At 63.9% G+C, this 17,313-nt stretch carries 14 protein-coding genes and 1 tRNA gene; 12 read left to right on the forward strand and 3 right to left on the reverse strand.

Annotation, left to right across the window (positions count from 1 at the left end):
• The first annotated feature begins 27 nt into the window (after nt 1-27).
• Nucleotides 28-1,161, forward strand: a complete 1,134-nt coding sequence (gene proB / locus Tam10B_RS07260) for a glutamate 5-kinase (protein ID WP_093960585.1) — start codon at nt 28-30, stop codon at nt 1,159-1,161.
• Nucleotides 1,162-1,392: 231 nt separating this feature from the next.
• Nucleotides 1,393-2,802, forward strand: coding sequence for an MFS transporter (locus Tam10B_RS07265; RefSeq protein WP_093960586.1), 1,410 nt, complete (start codon nt 1,393-1,395; stop codon nt 2,800-2,802).
• Between the two features lie 138 nt (nt 2,803-2,940).
• On the opposite strand, the gene Tam10B_RS07270 is transcribed toward Tam10B_RS07265, so the two are convergent.
• Both Tam10B_RS07270 and Tam10B_RS07275 read right to left on the reverse strand, forming a co-directional pair.
• Nucleotides 2,941-3,912, reverse strand: coding sequence for an amidohydrolase family protein (locus Tam10B_RS07270; RefSeq protein WP_093960587.1), 972 nt, complete (start codon nt 3,910-3,912; stop codon nt 2,941-2,943).
• 303 nt (nt 3,913-4,215) lie between these two features.
• Nucleotides 4,216-5,013, reverse strand: coding sequence for an SDR family NAD(P)-dependent oxidoreductase (locus tag Tam10B_RS07275; RefSeq protein ID WP_093960588.1), 798 nt, complete (start codon nt 5,011-5,013; stop codon nt 4,216-4,218).
• Nucleotides 5,014-5,328: 315 nt separating this feature from the next.
• On the opposite strand from Tam10B_RS07275, the gene rhmD reads away from it, so the two are divergent.
• The 3 genes from rhmD (at nt 5,329) to Tam10B_RS07290 (ending at nt 8,464) form a co-directional block, all read left to right on the forward strand.
• Nucleotides 5,329-6,555: an L-rhamnonate dehydratase gene (gene rhmD / locus Tam10B_RS07280; RefSeq protein ID WP_198947554.1), complete on the forward strand. Its 1,227-nt coding sequence runs from the start codon at nt 5,329-5,331 to the stop codon at nt 6,553-6,555.
• A gap of 161 nt (nt 6,556-6,716) precedes the next feature.
• Nucleotides 6,717-7,481, forward strand: a complete 765-nt coding sequence (locus Tam10B_RS07285) for an HpcH/HpaI aldolase family protein (protein WP_093960589.1) — start codon at nt 6,717-6,719, stop codon at nt 7,479-7,481.
• 167 nt (nt 7,482-7,648) lie between these two features.
• The gene (locus tag Tam10B_RS07290) at nt 7,649-8,464 is read left to right on the forward strand and encodes an IclR family transcriptional regulator (RefSeq protein WP_093960590.1); all 816 of its coding nucleotides are present in this window, start codon (nt 7,649-7,651) and stop codon (nt 8,462-8,464) included.
• A gap of 409 nt (nt 8,465-8,873) precedes the next feature.
• Here Tam10B_RS07290 and Tam10B_RS07295 read toward each other — a convergent pair whose 3' ends face one another.
• Complete coding sequence (locus Tam10B_RS07295; protein ID WP_198947555.1) at nt 8,874-10,061, reverse strand: polysaccharide deacetylase family protein; 1,188 nt, start codon at nt 10,059-10,061, stop codon at nt 8,874-8,876.
• A gap of 186 nt (nt 10,062-10,247) precedes the next feature.
• Here Tam10B_RS07295 and Tam10B_RS07300 point away from each other — a divergent pair, with 186 nt between their 5' ends.
• The 7 genes from Tam10B_RS07300 to rplA all read left to right on the forward strand — a co-directional run bounded on the left by Tam10B_RS07300 (nt 10,248) and on the right by rplA (nt 17,286).
• On the forward strand, nt 10,248-11,465 hold the full coding sequence (locus Tam10B_RS07300; protein ID WP_093960591.1) for a pyridoxal phosphate-dependent aminotransferase: 1,218 nt from the start codon (nt 10,248-10,250) through the stop codon (nt 11,463-11,465).
• A gap of 309 nt (nt 11,466-11,774) precedes the next feature.
• A tRNA-Trp gene (locus Tam10B_RS07305) sits at nt 11,775-11,847 on the forward strand.
• A gap of 41 nt (nt 11,848-11,888) precedes the next feature.
• Nucleotides 11,889-12,119: a preprotein translocase subunit SecE gene (secE, locus tag Tam10B_RS07310; protein WP_093960592.1), complete on the forward strand. Its 231-nt coding sequence runs from the start codon at nt 11,889-11,891 to the stop codon at nt 12,117-12,119.
• An 83-nt stretch (nt 12,120-12,202) separates the two neighbouring features.
• Nucleotides 12,203-13,075 carry a transcription termination/antitermination protein NusG gene (gene nusG / locus Tam10B_RS07315; protein ID WP_093960593.1) on the forward strand — a complete coding sequence of 291 codons (873 nt, stop codon included), beginning with the start codon at nt 12,203-12,205 and terminating at the stop codon, nt 13,073-13,075.
• Between the two features lie 378 nt (nt 13,076-13,453).
• Complete coding sequence (locus tag Tam10B_RS07320) at nt 13,454-15,703, forward strand: glycoside hydrolase family 3 protein (protein ID WP_093960594.1); 2,250 nt, start codon at nt 13,454-13,456, stop codon at nt 15,701-15,703.
• 447 nt (nt 15,704-16,150) lie between these two features.
• The gene (rplK, locus tag Tam10B_RS07325; RefSeq protein WP_093960595.1) at nt 16,151-16,582 is read left to right on the forward strand and encodes a 50S ribosomal protein L11; all 432 of its coding nucleotides are present in this window, start codon (nt 16,151-16,153) and stop codon (nt 16,580-16,582) included.
• Between the two features lie 14 nt (nt 16,583-16,596).
• Entirely contained in the window at nt 16,597-17,286 is a 690-nt protein-coding gene (gene rplA / locus Tam10B_RS07330) for a 50S ribosomal protein L1 (protein ID WP_093960596.1), read from the forward strand.
• The last annotated feature ends 27 nt before the right edge of the window (nt 17,287-17,313 follow it).

The following is a 17,313-nucleotide window of genomic DNA, read 5'->3' on the forward strand; positions in this document are numbered from 1 at the left end:
ACAACCACAACAGAACAGAAGGCGCATATGTCCACGCAGTCGCAGGCCGAAGTCAGACGGGCCATCGCCGAAGCCCACACCATCGTGGTGAAGGTGGGATCGAGCTCACTCAGCGGCAGCTCCGGCCATCTCGACCCCGAACGACTGCGCGGACTCGTCACCGCCATCGCGCAGACCGTGCGCATGGACGCCCGCGTGGTGCTCGTCTCCTCCGGCGCCATCGCCTCCGGCTTCGGCCCGCTCGGCTTTGACGCGCGCCCCACCGACGTGGCCACCCAGCAGGCCGCCGCCTCCGTGGGCCAGGGACTGCTCATGAGCCACTACGAATCCGCGTTCAGCCGCTACGGGCTGCGCGTGGGACAGATCCTCATCACCGCGCGAGACACCGTGCAGGCCACGCAGTACCGCAATGTACAGCGCACGCTCAACCGTCTACTTGAACTCGGCGTGGTACCGATCGTCAACGAGAACGACGCGCTCGCCAGCAACGAGATCCGATTCGGCGACAACGACCGACTGTCCGCGCTCGTGGCGAACATCGTGCGCGCCGACGCCCTGGTGCTGCTCACCGACGTGGACGGACTGTACACGGCCCCGCCGAGTGAGCCCGGCGCCAGGCAGATCCATTACGTGCCGAACGTGCTCGACGCGTTGGACGACGTGCGTATTGGCGGCACGGGATCGTCCGTGGGCACCGGCGGCATGGTCACCAAACTTGAGGCGGCACGCGTGGCCGCGGTCTCCGGCATCCCGACCGTGCTCACCTGCGCGTCGAACGCCGGTCCGGCGCTGATGGGCGACCGCGTGGGCACGGTGTTCGCGCCGATCAAGCATCGTGGCACGTCGCGCCGTCTGTGGATCGGATTCGCCGCCGATCCGCGCGGCACGCTCGTGGCCGACGAAGGCGCCGCCAAGGCGATTCTCGGGGGACGCGCGTCGCTGCTGTCCGCCGGCGTGGTGGGCGTGCGCGGCGAATTCTCCTCCGGCGACCCGGTGCTTATCGTGGACGAGCAGGGCAACAAGCTGGCCAAGGGCATCTCCGGATTCGATTCGGAGGAGGTGCCGGCCACGCTGGGGCGTACCACCGCGCAGCTGCGCAAGCTGCTCGGCGCGGAATACGCGCACCCGCTGGTGCACCGCGACGATCTGGTGCTGCTGTAGTCGGCCACCCGTCCCATTTGTTCGATGGGTGCGGACCAGGGGAATCGTCGTCGATCGTTGCGCTTCCAATGATCGACGGTCCGAAGGCCTGCCAACGATATGTGACCTATCGAATATTGCATCCCATATATAGGGAATGAATTCCTGATGGTGGTACGCTGATGCCGATTTTGAAAAAGACCCGGGCCGAAGCATGCCCGGACGAACATCTGATCGGCGGAAGGCAGGATCATGAACAGGGTGGTGGACGCACGCGATCCGATGCGTCATGACGACCGTTACGACAATGGCAATGCCACGGCGGGCGCCAATGCCACGGCGAGCGGCAATACCGCGGCGAACGGCGGCGGCACGGCGACGAGAAACGACGCAAAAGCGGACGCCATCGCATACAACGTACTGGGTACCGCCGCAGGCCTCGGCTCGTTCCTCGGATCCGGCACGATCCTCGCCCTCAGCTCCACCCTGGCGCTCTGGCGGGAAGGCCTGGGACTCAACGCCTCGCAGGTGGGCGCCGTCTCCGCCATCCTCACATTCGCATTCGCCATCGGATCATTCTGCGGCGGATTCATCGCTCAGCGCCTCGGTCTGACCCGTACGTTCACCATCGACGTCGTCGTATGCGCCGCGGCGCTCGCCGCCTGCACCGTTTCGCCGAACTTCGCCATGCTCGCGTTCGGCATCGGTCTGGCCGGCATCGCCGTGGGCATCGATCTGCCGGTGTCGCTCAGTGTGATTACCCATGACGTGCCGGACGAGTCGCGCAGGACGCACTTGGTCAGCCGCACCCAGGTGCTGTGGTCGGCGGGTATCCTGTGCCCGTATGTGCTGGCGCTCATCGTCAGTCCGCTGGGATTCCTTGGCGCCCGCATCGTATTCGGCGTGCTCACGGCGATCGCCCTGCTGACCGTATTGTGGCGTGTGTGCGATCCGCGCATCGCGCGTCTGCATCGCGAAGCGGCGGCGCGTGCGGACCGCTCGGAGTCGACGGATGGGGCCGCGAAGTCCGAAATGGGCATGCTCGACGTACTGCGTTCCGCCGACGTGCGGACCGGCCGCCCCTACGCGGTGATGTTCGCGGCGATCGCGCTGTTCTACGTGATGTGGAATCTCATGGCCAACACGATCAACCAGTTCCAGACGTATCTGCTCGTCTCGCAGCACGCCACGCAGACGCAGGCCATGGTCGTCGGCATCGTCGCCGCGGTGCTGTGCGTGCTGGGCGGCGTGGCGTATGGCCGCGTGCCGAAGGGTGTGTGGCGTGACCGGCTGTTCTGGGCGGGCGCGTTTGCCCAGATGCTGGCCATGGTGATCATGGCCGTCGGCGGGTCGATGCTGTTCACCGCCGTGGCCGTGATGCTGTTCCAGTTCTTCTGCAACTTCGCCGGAGAGATGAACGCGAAGGTGTGGACTCAGGAGACCTTCCCCGTGGCCGTGTCGGCCGAGGCACAGAGTCTGATTCTCGGCATCGCGCGCATTCCCTGCGCGTTCGCGTCGCTGGTGCTGCCGTCGCTGCTCGTGCCGGGGCTGATCACCGTGGCGCTGTGGTCGTTCGTTGCGGTGGCGGTGCTGTCCGGCGTGTTCGGCGGGATGGTTGTGCTGCTGGGAAGCGCTCCGGTGCGTAGGGCGGTTGTCGCGTAGTTGGGGAGTCGGATGAGGGTTTATCGCTGGCGGCGGTAGACGAATTGCATGCCGCCGCCGATTTGGCGCCCTCCCTCTGTCATGGCACATGCCATGACATCTCCCTCCCGGGGAGGGAGAACATAGGGGGATGGAGGTTTAGAAGCGGTAGTACTTCTTGGCGTTGTTGATGAACAGCGCGTCCTGCTCGCTGGGGGAGAGGGTTTCCACGCAGCGCGAGTAGGCGTGCACCAGGTCCAGGTATGAGCAGTGCAGTTTGTCGACGGGGAAGTTCGACGCGAACATGGTCTTGTCGATGCCGAACGCGTCGAGTGCCGTGTAGATGCCCGGCTTGATGCTCTCGATAGTCCAGTAGTGGTCCATCGACGGCTGACCGGAGATCTTGATCACGCAGTTGTCGCGCTTGCCGAGCTCGTACAGGCCGTTCTTCCACAGCTGCCAGCCGGCCAGATCGCGGTCGGCCCACATGCCCATGTGGTTGATGATGAACAGCGTGTTCGGATGCGCGTCGATCACCTCGCATGCGCGCGCGAACTGCGTGGGGTACAGCTGCATGTCGAAGCTGAGGTCGTGCTTGGCGAGCAGGTCGAGTCCGTTCAGCCATTCCGGATCGTCCATGTACGACATGTTGACGTACTGATAGAGCGGGTGCGGATGCATGTTGAGGTTCTGTCGTACGCCGCGCAGGTGCGGGTAGTCGAGTTCGCGTTCGAGTGTTTCGGTGAAGTCGGGTGCGGACAGATCGCCGCCGCCGACGATCATGATCGGCAGGCCGGTTTCCTTGCTCTGCTGTTCTACGTCGGCGATCTCGGCGACAGGATCGTCGGCGTTGGCCTGCACGTGTACGGCGCCGACCACGCTGATGTTGCTGCCGTGCACCTCGTCGAGCAGGTCGGGTGCCACGTAGTCGCCGGCCTGGAACAGCGGATCCCATGGACCTTCGAAGGTGAGGGCCTTGGATGGGTTGAACCAGGAGTAGAGGTCGGTGTGCATGAGGTGCACGTGGGTGTCGATGAACGGTCGGGGCGCGGCTTCGTGCTCCGGCGTTTCGGGAATGATGGTGTACATGCGGCCGGGGACCGGCTGCTGGTAATCCTCGCCAAGCGTCATTGGTTGTGCTCCTTGGATTGGGACTGGTCGGTGGTGATGAAAAAAGCTCCCTCTGGCGAGGGAGCTGATGGTGGGTGCGTGTCATGCGTGGCGGAGAGGGGGTGGGGCTGTCGGCCTGTTATCCCTCCCTCAGTCACGCGTTCGCGTGACAGCTCCCTCCCTCGGAGGGAGCACGATGGAGCGAACCCACTCAGGTCACGTGGTGATTTGTGGTGATGCGTGCGGCTTCTAGGCGCCGAAGGCGAAGGCGTACAAAGGTACGTCGAGTCTTCGGCAACGACGAAGACGCTCCATCACCACAAATCACAGTACGGAGCGGGTGTCGTTTTCGTAGTTATTGCGTCCCTGACCGGTGGCTGCGGTGGTGCCGCCGTCGACGGGGACGACGAGGCCGGTGAGGTAGGAGGCGCCGTCGGAGGCGAGGAAGAGGGCGAGGTCGGCGCAGTCTTCGGGCTTGCCGGTGCGGCCGAGGGCGACGCGTTCGATGTAGGGCTTGAGGCGTTCGGGGTCGGTCCAGACTTCCTTGTTGATGTCGGTTTCGATGAAGGCGGGGGCGAAGGCGTTGATGCGGACGCCGTACTGGCCGTAGTCGAGGGCGACGCAGCGGACGAAGCCGTTCATGGCGTGCTTGGTGGAGTTGTAGGCGGTCTGGCCCCAGTCGCCGTAGAGGCCGGAGACGGAGGTGTCGACGACGATGTTGCCCTTGGTTTCCTTGAGGTAGGGGAGGGCTTCCTTGGTGAGGTAGAAGAGGCCGTCCATGTTGACGGAGAAGAGCTTGTGCCAGACTTCGTCGGAGACGTTTTCGATCTCGCCGCCTTCGAAGATGCCAGCGTTGGAGACGACGACGTCGAGGTGGCCGAATTCGTTGACGACGTCCTGGACGAGGTCGTGGACCTGGTCATGCTTGGAGACGTCGGTGATGTGGATGTGGCCGTTCTCGTAGCCGGCGACGGTCTCTTCGAGCGGGGCCTGGCGCAGGCCGACGGCTACGACGGTGGCGCCGTTGTCGAGGAAGCCGCGGGTGATGGCGCGTCCGATGCCGGTGCCACCGCCGGTGACGATGACGACTTTGCCGGTGAAGTTGTAGGAATTAGCGGTCATGGTTGGGAATTCTCCGTTGATTATTCGCCGAGTTGTTGTGTCGACTACGTTGTCCGATTCCTGTACTCATCGCATAGTATATGCAGAAATACGCGGCAATCCCAGATATAGGGACGGCAGTTCAGGAAAATCCATAGAAAATGTCATCGATGACATCACAATATCCCAAATATAGGGATGCCGTTTCATAGCTGGTACAGTGACGAATGTCGTCAATTCAAGACGCCGCAACATCGCGGTATCGATGCAACGAAGCGTCACGAAGAGACTCCATAACTCGGAACATCAGTTCGGAACGAAACAAGGACAGGCATTATGGCATTAGCTCCATCACTGAAGCTGCCCACGATCACGCACATCCGCGCGTACAGCATGGGCGGCGCCGCGGCCAAGGTGCACGGCCAGGGCGGCGGTGACTACCACGATCAGGGCAAGGACCACTGGATCGACGATCATATCGCGACGCCGATGAGCAAGTACGAGGAGTACAAGCAGTCCCGTCAGTCCTTCGGCATCAACGTGCTCGGCACGCTCGTCGTGGAGGTCGAGGCCTCCGACGGCACCACCGGCTTCGCCATCTCCACCGCCGGAACGGTCGGCTGCTTCATCGTCGAGCACCACCTGTCCCGCTTCGTCGAGGGCAAGCGTGTGGACCAGATCAAGCTGATCCACGACCAGATGCTCAACGCCACCCAGTACTACTCCGGTGGCGGCGGCGTGGTGATCAACACGATCTCCTGCGTTGATCTGGCCCTCTGGGACCTCTACGGCAAGGTCGTCAAGCTCCCCGTCTACAAGCTGCTCGGCGGCGCCGTGCGCGACGAAATCCACTTCTACGCCACCGGCGCACGTCCGGATCTGGCCCAGAAGATGGGCTTCATCGGCGGCAAGATGCCGACCCACTGGGGCCCGGCCGACGGCGATGAAGGCATCGCCAAGGACATTGCCACCCTCAAGGAGATGCGCGAGCGCGTCGGCGACAACTTCTGGCTGATGTTCGACTGCTGGATGAGCCAGGACGTCAACTACGCCACCAAGCTGGCGCACGCTGCCGCCCCCTACAAGCTGAAGTGGCTGGAGGAGTGCTTCCCGCCCCAGCAGATCGAGTCCTACCGTGAGCTCAAGAAGAACATGCCGAAGGGCATGCTCATGACCACCGGCGAGCACACCGGCACGCTCGAGGGCTTCAAGGAGCTCTCCGAGGCCGGCGTGGACATCCTGCAGCCCGATGTCGGCTGGTGCGGTGGCGTGACCTCGCTGTGCGAGATCGCGGCCGTGGCCAAGTCCCGCGGCCAGCTCGTGGTGCCCCACGGCTCCTCCGTGTACTCGCACCACGCGGTCATCACGTTCACCAACACGCCGTTCAGCGAGATGCTCATGACCTCGCCGCACGCCGACTACGTCCGTCCGCAGTTCGACCCGGTCCTGATCGACGAGCCGGTCCCGCACGACGGCGTCATCACCGCTGAAGAGCTCGACAAGCCCGGCTTCGGCGTCGAACTCAACCGCGACTGCCCGCTCGAGCGTCCGTTCGAGCACTGATCCGAGTCCGAGGGTGACCGGTCGACCACCGACCGGCCGCCCTCGAGGCATACCCGTACCTTTTACTTCCGCGACGTCCGGCCGCACCGCGCGTCGCCATGCCGCATGACTGACGCCAAAGGAGACCGATGGGCTACGGCACTCACCACCAAGGACTTTCAATGACATCTCTACCCCATAACGCGTTCAAGCAGGCCATCAAGGAAGGCAAGCCGCAGTACGGCCTGTGGATGGCCTCCGCCTCGCCGACCATCGCCGAGATCTCCGCCGACGCCGGCTACGACTGGATGCTCGTCGACGGCGAGCACGGCCCGTACGATCTCAACACCATTCTCGACGTGCTGCGCGCCGTCGCCCCGTACGACGTCACGCCCATCGTGCGTCCCGCCGCCGCCGACCCTGTGCTCATCAAGCAGGTGCTCGATCTCGGCGCCCAGACGCTGCTGCTGCCCATGGTCAACACCAAGGAAGAGGCCGAGCTCATGGTCAAGGCCGTGAACTACGCCCCCGAAGGCATCCGCGGCGTTGGCTCGCCGATCGCGCGCTCCGGCCGCTGGGGTCGCATCCCCCACTACATGCGCGACGCCAAGAACGAGATCTGCCTGCTCGTGCAGGTCGAATCCCAGGAGGCGCTCGACAACATCGAGGAGATCGCCTCCGTGGACGGCATCGACGGCATCTTCATCGGACCCGCCGACCTGTCCGCATCGCTCGGCCACCCGGACGACGCCGCGGCCATCATGGACCAGATCCACCACGCGTTCGATGTGATCAAGGCCCACGGCAAGGCCATCGGCTCCCTCGCGTTCGACCGTCCGACCGTGGAGAAGTTCTACGAGTGGGGTGCCACCTTCGTGGCCGTGGCCGGTGACACCGACCTCTACGTGCGTGCGCTGACCGCCGACATCGCCCAGTACAAGGGCTGAACGGCAGTCCGGTCCGCATTCATCTACTTTCCTTTCCGCTGTTGCTGACCGATAGGCCGCCTGCTCCTCGGGGTGGGCGGCCTATCGCATTTCCGACGAGTCCCACCGCTGACTGCCGTCGAATACCGTCGGCGGACGGCGCAATCCATCGACTAAGGTTGAACGTTATGGCAGAGAACACAGTGCGCACCGAAGCGCAGACCGCGGCGCCCACCGGCACCCGCACGCTGATCCACGGCATCATGGTCGTCCGGGCCGTGGCGGCCGGCGCATCGTCGCTGCGATCGGTGGTGGAGGCGACCGGACTGAGCCGCAGCACCGCCCACCGGCTCATCCAGGCCCTGCGCGTCGAACGATTCCTACGCGAAAACGCCGACGGCAGCCTGCAGCTCGGCCCCGCGCTCATCGAACTCGGCTTCCAGGCGCTCGACAGCGTCTCTCTGCAGACCATCGCCCACCCCATCCTCGTCGACCTCGCCCAGCAGGCCAAAGACACCGTGCACCTCGCCGTCGAAGACTCCGGCATGGCGCTCTACCTCGACAAGATCCACGGCACGCGCGGCATCGAGATCCGCTCGTGGATCGGCGCCCGCATGCCGCTCACCTACACCGGCATCGGCAAGGCGCTGCTCATCGACTCACCCGAACGCTGGCGCGGCCAATACGTGCAGGACCGCAACCTCACCGGCCGCGACCCCGAACACGACTACGCCGACGAATCCGCCTTCTCCGCCGCCATGGCCAAATTCGCCAAGCAGGGCTTCGCCTACGACCTCGAGGAAAACGAGCCCGGCGTGCGCTGCGTCTCCGCCCCCGTGCGCGACGGCCGCGGCAAGACCGTCGCCGCCATCTCCGTCTCCGCCGCCCTCCCGTTCATGCCGCCCAAACGCATGAAGGCCCTCGGCCCGGTGGTGGTGGACGCCGCCGCCCGCATCAGCGCGGAGCTCGGCTATCACACCTCCAAGAACGATTCCATCGACTGATGTCTGATTCGGCGGAGGCGGCGCGTCTTCCGCACGGTGGCCGACTCGACGTATTGATATACGCCCTCGCCGTCCACCGCGCGGAATCCGCGCGCGTCCTGCGCCGAATCAGTAGGGCCTTCGGTCTCCTGTTTGGGATGATGAGGTTTTTGCCGGCTTCCCCTTGAGGGGAAGCTGGCAGTCGAAGACTGACTGATGAGGTGGGAAATCGGCCGTAGGCCGAAGAAAAGTGGTATCGACGAAGGCGATGCGATGTTGTCGGCGGCCAATGGCCGCGTCACCTCATCAGTCGGCTACGCCCGCGTCTTTCCTGCGTGCCTGTCGGCCCGCCCTCGCCTGAAAACGCCTCTGGCGTTTTCTTCACGGCTCGGCCCCTCAAGGGGAAGCCAGGTGGGATGGGGGACGGGCGCTACTGCACCGAGGCTTCGAAGCTGGCTAGGGATTCCTCGGCGCTTACGCGCACTCGCGGCAGGGCCATCGGATCGTCGCCGGTCTTGGCGCGGCCGTACGTCGTGGTGAACGCGCACAGGAAACCGGCGTCGCGCACCGCGGCCTTCGCATCGTCGGTCGTATCGCCGAACGGATAGGCGAACGCCTGGTTCGCACCCACGATCTGCGCGGACCTCGTCAGATCGTCGACGATCTCGTCATGCGTCATCGCGCTGATCCGCCCGCCATGGCCCACCGTGCCGCCCGCACGATGCATGTCGTACGAATGCGACTGGAACTGCACGAACTCGTTCGCGTTCGCCGTCGCCTTCTGTGCGGCATCCGCGTCACTGGCGATGATGAACGACGTGGCCGGCACCTTATACTTCGCCAGCAGCGGCACGCCATAGTGGAGGAACCCCTCCTCGCCGTCGTCGAACGTGAGCACCACGCTGTGCCGCGGCAGCGAATGCGTGCCCGCCACATACGCGGCCACCTCCTGCCACGACGGATAGTAGAAGTCGTTCGTCGACAGATAGTTCAGCTGCTCCTCGAGCTTGGAATCCAACAGATAGTTCGCGTCGAGATGGTCGGGCGCGGCATCCGCCGAATACACGTAGTGATACATGAGCACTGGCACGCCGCCCGACTGCGTGTCCATCGAATCGACCACATGCACCGTGCGGTCGATGTGCGCCGCATGGCCCGACGAATCGGACACGCTGTACGTGATCGTGTAGTCGCCGGGCGTGGACGTGTCGACCGTGCCCGACGTGCGGATGCGATCGTTGAGCACGCCGTCCGTCGGCTCACTTGCGTGCGCGCCCGCCTCCAGATACTGCTCGCCCTTGAGCACGATCGTGTTCTCGTCGCCATTCACGCCCATCACGATGTCGCCCGGATCGGCCGACGGCACCGCGGACTTGCTCGCCGGCGCACTCACGGACGACGGCGGTGCGCCGGCCGCGCCCGGCTCGGTCGCGCGTGATGACGGCGTCTGCGCACGCAACGCGTTCACGCCCATCGCGATGCTCAGCACGATCACCAGAGCCGCCACGATCAGAATCACGATCGAGGCGCTGCGGCTGCGTGCGCCCGCATGACGGCCGAGACTGCTCGCATGCTGAGGGGATCCGACGGGATTGCCGGAATTTCGACGTTTTGACATGAACTCCTCCTGTTCTCTTCTCCTGAATTCCAGAGTAGAACGACGCCGCGGTCTCCGCCATCGGTCCGCGGGCTGATTCTCAACTCCTCTGCGCTCCTTCCCGGCGTGAGCGCACCGGGAAAGCACAGGGGAAAACACTGGGGAAAAGGGTGTTGTTTTTCGCCGTCTGGTTATAGGCTGGAAATCATGGCTGAACTCGAAGCATGGCAGACCCTTAGCGACCGAATCAACTCCGTTTCCCCCTCCGCCACCCTCGCGGTGGACGGCAAGGCCAAGGCCCTCAAGGCCGCGGGCGTGGACGTGATCGGATTCGGTGCCGGCGAGCCGAATTTCCCCACCCCCGAATACATCGTGAACGTGGCCGCCGAAGCGTGCCGCGATCCCAAGAACCACCGCTACACGCCCACCGCAGGCCTGCCCGAACTGCGTCAGGCCATCGCCGACAAGACGCTGCGCGACTCCGGCTACGCCGTGGACGCCAGCCAGGTGGTCGTGACCAACGGCGGCAAGCAGGCCGTCTACGAAACGTTCCAGGTGCTGCTCAACGACGGCGACGAAGTGATCATCCCCGCGCCGTTCTGGACGTCGTACCCCGAAGTCGTCAAGCTCGCCGGCGGCACGCCCGTCGAGGTCTTCTCCGGCTCCGACCAGAACTTCACCCCCACCGTGGAACAGCTCGAGGCCGCCCGCACCGAGCGCACCAAGGCCATCGTGCTCAACTCCCCGTCCAACCCCACCGGCGCCGTCTGGCCCGAGGAGACCGTGCGCGCCATCGGCGAATGGGCCGTGGCCAACCACCTGTGGGTCATCTCCGACGAGATCTACGAGCACCTCAACTATGACGGCGCCAAGACCACCTTCGTGGGCGCCGTGGTTCCCGAAGTGCGCAACCAGCTCATCGTGCTCAACGGCGTGGCCAAGACCTACGCCATGACCGGCTGGCGCGTCGGCTGGCTCATCGCCCCCGAACCCGTGGCCAAGGCCGCCGCCAAGCTCTCCGGACACATGACGTCCAACGTGGCCAACGTGTCGCAGCGCGCCGCGCTCGCCGCCGTGGCCGGTCCGCTCGACGAGGTGCACGTGATGCGTGAGGCGTTCGACAAGCGTCGCCGCGCCATCGTGGCCGCACTCAACGAGATCCCCGGCGTGGACTGCCCCACGCCCACCGGCGCGTTCTACGCGTTCCCGAACGTCGAGGCACTGCTCGGCAAGCCGCTCGGCCCCAACGGATCCGTGCCCGCCACGTCGTCCGAACTCGCCGCGCTGCTGCTCGACGAGGCGCACATCGCCGCCGTTCCGGGTGAGGCGTTCGGCGCCCCCGGCTACCTGCGCTTCTCGTACGCGCTCGCCGACGATCAGCTCGCCGAAGGCATGAAGCGCTTCCAGGACTGGGTCGCCGCCTGATCCGATCGCGCAAGACGATCTTAAAAGGGAAAATGGGCGTAGTCGTTCATGAACGAACCGGTGATGGTGTCATCATGAACGATTACGTCCATTTTGCGTTCTGATGGATTTGCTGTTCTGATGGTTGGCATCCCCTGCGGCAATCCCTGTTCCGGATGCGCGACTCGCCGCGGTTTTCGTGGGTTTCTCAAGAAAAATCCGCGGCGGCTGGACTTCATACGCAAAAGCCGCTACTATGTCCTCTTGGCGGTTCGCCGCCTGCCTAGCACCTCCTGTTCGCGGGTGTGTGTATGATAGGCGAGGTTACTTAGGGAAGTGGCGCAATTGGTAGCGCAACGGTCTCCAAAACCGTAGGTTGTGGGTTCGAGTCCCGCCTTCCCTGCTAGAGATGAACAACGGTTGCAACAACCAGTGAGGGTGATCATGGCTAAGAAATCGAACGCTGAAGCGAAAGTGGTGAAGCCCAACGTCTTCATGCGTATTGGCCTGTTCATCAAGCAGATCATTGACGAGCTCCGCAAGGTTGTCACCCCCACCCGCAAGGAGCTGGTGCTGTGGTCCATTGCCGTGTTCATTTTCGTCATCTTCCTGATGCTTCTGGTTACCGGTCTTGATTTCGGACTGGGCAAGCTTGTGATGCTCATCTTCGGCTGATTCCCTGTCGTATCGTTTGCGGCTTCTGTAGAATCGACGCTGGATATCATACTGAATTCTTGAATTCCTAAAGGATGCCTGTTATGACTGATGAACTTGATGTGAACGACGAGGCCGTGGAGGCCCCCGTGGAGGAAGCCGCTCCGGCCGAGGCCACCGAGACCGAGGCTGTCGAGACCACCGAGACCGACAACGCCGACGTCGACAATGCTGACGCTGAGACCGCCGACGCGGAAGACGCCGACGAGGTCGAGTCCGACGAGACCGCTGAAGCCGACGCTCCGGCTGAGGACGCTGCCTCCGATTCCGATGACTCCTCCGACGATGACGAAGCCGCCGACCCCGGCGAGCGCGCCGTCAAGGAGTTCGAACGCCAGCTGCGCACCCTGCCCGGCAAGTGGTACGTGCTGCACACCTACTCCGGCTACGAGAAGCGCGTGAAGGCCAACATCGAGTCCCGCGTGGCCTCCTTCGGTCTGGAAGACCAGATCTTCCAGTGCGAGGTGCCGATGGAAGAGGTGGAGAAGCACACTTCCAAGGGCAAGAAGATCGTCACCCAGGTGCGCATCCCCGGCTACGTGCTCATCCGTATGACCGACGATGAGGAAGCCCGCCGCATCGTGCGCGAGACCGAGGCCGTGACCGGCTTCGTCGGCCCGACCAAGGATCCGGCTCCGCTCACCCGCAAGGAAGTCGTGTCCATGATGTCCCCGATGATCACCTCCGAGGCGCTCAAGGCCGCCGGCGACAAGCCCGCCGCCGCCCGCAAGCGCACGGTCGAGGTGGTCTACTCGGTCGGCGAGACCGTCACCGTGAACAGCGGCCCGTTCGCCAGCATGTCTGGTGTGATCTCCGAGGTGTCGCCCGCCACGCAGAAGCTCACCGTGCTGGTGTCCATCTTCGGCCGCGATACGCCGATGGAACTCGACTTCAACCAGGTGGAGAAGATCCAGTAAGGATCTGCGGGATCGTTCGATCGCCATACCAAGTCTTAAGCCGCTCTTCGGAGCGGCTTTTTGCGTTTCGGGAAAGTGCGGGGGTAAGGCCGTATTGCGAGGCACCTCATCCGTCAGCCTTCGGCTGCCACCTTCCCCTCAAGGGGAAGGCGGGTGGTTGCCGTTAAGCTTGCTGAGCATGCTGGTCGCCTTCCCCTCGAGGGGAAGGTGTCGTGCGGATGCACGACGGATGAGGTGATTTCGCAATACGCCTCAATCACCTCCCACACATGGAAAAACGTGGGAACAAAAACCGTCCGCGCCGCCCGTCGGGCAGAATGGGAGGCAGGGGTGCGACGCCAATGGGGGCGTCGGCTCATCGAAAGGATGGACGATCATATGACAACGGCAACGAAGGCAAGCGACATCGTCAAATACTACGAGAACCCGGACGGCGGCCCCGTCATCGGCGTCGTCAGCAAGCCCGTCATCGAACAGGACGGTCTGTACTTCAAGGATCTCGACGGATCCGGCAAACTCGACGACTACAAGGACTGGCGCAAGTCACCGGCCGAACGCGCCGCATCCCTGATCAAGGAACTCACCGTCGACGAGAAGATCGGCATGATCTTCACCAACTCCTGGCGCATGGGTCAGGAACTCAAGGAGGGTGAGGAGCGCGACGAGACCGGTCTGCTCAGCGAGCAGATCGTCGAGGAGGCCGACTCCATCTTCAGTGCCGAAAAGACGTGGGGCACCAAGTACTCCCTGCAGACGCTCAAGCTGCGCAACCTGATCCTGCGCGCCAACCCGACCACGCGCGAACTCGTCGACTGGATCAACCAGCTCAACGCCGTGGCCGAGGACACCGAGCATGGCGTGCCCGTGCAGGTGCTCAGCAACTCCCGCAACGAGAACGGCGAGGCCGTGTTCGGCATGAACGAGGCGCAGGGCGTGTTCGCCACCTGGCCCGGCACGCTCGGCATCGCGGCCGCCGTGATCGGCACCGGCGACATGGGCGTGATCGACCGCTTCGGCAGGATCATCCGTCGCGAATGGGACGCCGTCGGCATGAAGAAGGGCTACATGTACATGGCCGACACCATGACCGACCCGCGCTGGCAGCGCACCTACGGCACGTTCGGCGAGAACCCGAAGCTCAACAGTGAGATCTTCGACCATCTGATCCCCGCCATCCAGGGCGGCGACGAACTCACCCGCGACGGCGTGGCCATGACCGTCAAGCACTTCCCCGGCGGCGGCGCGCGTGAGAACGGCTTTGACCCGCACTACGCCGAAGGTCAGTGGAACGTCTATCAGACCGAAGGCAGCCTTGAGAAGTACCATCTGCCCGCGTTCAAGGTGGCCGTGGCGCGCAACGCGGCGTCGATCATGCCGTACTACGCCAAGCCGTGCAAGGAAAAGAGCGCCGAACAGTACGATCTCAACGGCAAGCCGATCGACTGGCAGCCCGTCGGATTCGCGTTCAACGAGTTCTTCATCCAGCGACTGCTGCGCGGCCAGATGGGCTTCAAGGGCTACGTCAACTCCGACTCCGGCATCACGCACATGATGGCGTGGGGCGTGAAGGAACTGTCCGTGCCCGAACGTGTGGCGCTCGCCGTGAACAACGGCGTGGACGTGATCTCCGGCGCGTTCAGCGTCACCGAGGCCAAGGAGGCGTGGGAGCGTGCGCACAACGACTACTACGACACGCATGACGTGCCGGCCGGCTACACGCGAGAGCAGGTCACGCTCGGCGACGAGGCGCTCGACCGTGCGGTCACGCGTACGCTGACCGAGAAGTTCACGCTCGGCCTGTTCGACAACCCGTACCGCGATCCGGCCGCCGCCGAAGCCGTGGTCCGCACGCAGGACGACTGGGATGAGGCCTACGAGGTGCACTGCGACTCCGTGACGCTGCTCAAGAACGCCGATCGTACGCTGCCGCTCGACAAGGAGAAGACCGCCGGCCGTCTGGTGTACGCCGAGGCGTTCGGCAAAGACAAGGAGACCGGCGAGAAGAGCACCGCGTCGCTGCGCGCCATGCTGGAATCCGACTTCGGGTTGACGCTCACCGACGATCCGGCTGCCGCCGATTACGCGCTGATCTATGCCGACCCGCGTTCCGGCAACTACTTCAGCGCCACCAAGGGCTATCTCGAGCTCGACGTGTGCGAGAACAAGACCGTGTGCGACACCGATCCGGAAGGCCGCCCGTCCAAGGACGGCACGCATGAGGAGACCACGCTGTACGGCGTGGGCCGCATCGCCGAGATCGCCGACGCCGTGCACGCGCATGGCGGCAAGGTGATCGCGTCGCTCAACTTCTCGCTCGCGTGGATGCCCGGCAACATCGAACGTCACGTCGACGCGCTCGTGGCCGGCTACGACACGTACACCAAGGCGTGCGTGGACGTGATCGTCGGCCGTCACCCGGCCGTCGGCTGCCTGCCGATCACGCTGCCCAAGGACGATTCCGTGATCGCCGTGAACGCGGACGGCGTGTGCGTGAGCCCCAACGACGTGCCCGGATACGACAAGGACAAGTTCATGCCCGCGTCGATGAAGGACGAGAACGGCAAGGCCTACGCCTACCGCGACGCCGCCGGCAACTACTACGAGTACGGATTCGGACTGCGATACTGACCGCAATGCCGTAGCGTGCGGCGTTTTCGCTGCGGCGGGCGGTCACCTCATCCGTCACGCTTCGCGTGCCACCTTCCCCTCAAGGGGAAGGCAAGTGATTGCTTTGAGGCTTACTTGGTAAATGCTGCCTTCCCCTTGAGGGGAAGGTGTCGGCGAAGCCGACGGATGAGGTGACTTCGCAACACCCCGCATTTCACAGTGCCCCGGACAACTGGTTTGTCCGGGGCACTGTGCATAATAGGAAAGCTTGTGTCTGGAGGGTCTGACCCGCTAGCACAGCACATAGCAACAATCGGTTGCGGGAGGAAAACCTCCGCGGCATCATGCCGAACGTCGTATGTCATCGAATTCGAACGCGAATGCGGACGGGTACGATTGCGCGCGCCGTCGTCAATATGCCGTGACTGGGGTTCCGTCTGACCGCTTCACAGAAAGAAGAACCATACAATGGCTCCTAAAAAGAAGGTCACGGCGCTGATCAAGCTCCAGATCCAGGCCGGCAAGGCCAACCCGGCCCCGCCGCTGGGCCCGGCTCTGGGTTCCCATGGCGTGAACATCATGGACTTCTGCAAGGCGTACAACGCCCAGACGCAGGACAAGATGGGTCAGGTCATCCCTGTCGAGATCACCGTCTACGAAGACCGCTCCTTCACCTTCATCCTGAAGACCCCGCCGGCCGCCGCTCTGCTGAAGAAGGCCGCTGGTATTGAGAAGGGCACCGAGAACCCGCTGACCCACAAGGTCGGTTCCGTCACCAAGGCTCAGGTCCGCGAGATCGCCGAGATCAAGATGGAAGACCTGTCCGCCCGTGACATCGAGGCCGGCATGAAGATCATCGAAGGCACTGCCCGTTCCATGGGCATCACGGTTACGGACTGAGAGGAGAAGGACACATGGTAAAGCGTTCCAAGAAGTACCGCGCCGCTGCCGAGAAGATCGATAGCAGCAACCTGTACACCCCCAACGAGGCCATCGCCCTGCTCAAGAGCATGCCCGAGTACAACTTCGACCAGACCGTCGAGGCCGTGTACCGCCTGAATGTGGATCCCCGCAAGGCCGATCAGCTGGTTCGCGGTTCCGTGAACCTGCCGAACGGCACCGGTAAGACCGCCAAGGTGCTCGTGTTCGCCCGTGGCCCGAAGGCCACCGAGGCCACCGAGGCCGGCGCCGACATCGTCGGTGATGACGACCTGATCGCCAAGGTTCAGGGCGGCTTCCTCGACTTCGACGCCGTGGTCGCCACTCCGGACATGATGGGCAAGGTCGGCCGTCTGGGCCGTATCCTCGGTCCCCGTGGCCTGATGCCGAACCCCAAGACCGGCACCGTGACCATGGACGTGACCAAGGCCATCAAGGACATCAAGGGTGGTAAGGTCGACTTCCGCGTGGACAAGCACGGCAACCTGAGCTTCCTCGTGGGCAAGCTCTCCTTCGACGAGAAGGCTCTCGACGAGAACTTCAAGGCCGTCGCCGACGAGATCAAGCGTCTCAAGCCGTCCACGGTGAAGGGCCGCTACATCACCAAGGTCACCATCAGCTCCACCATGAACCCCGGCGTGCCGGTGGACGTGGCCACCGTCTGATTTCGGTGACTCCGGTGGGATCGCCGC

The sequence above is a fragment of the Bifidobacterium vansinderenii genome (genome assembly GCF_002234915.1).
Lineage (GTDB): Bacteria > Actinomycetota > Actinomycetes > Actinomycetales > Bifidobacteriaceae > Galliscardovia > Galliscardovia vansinderenii.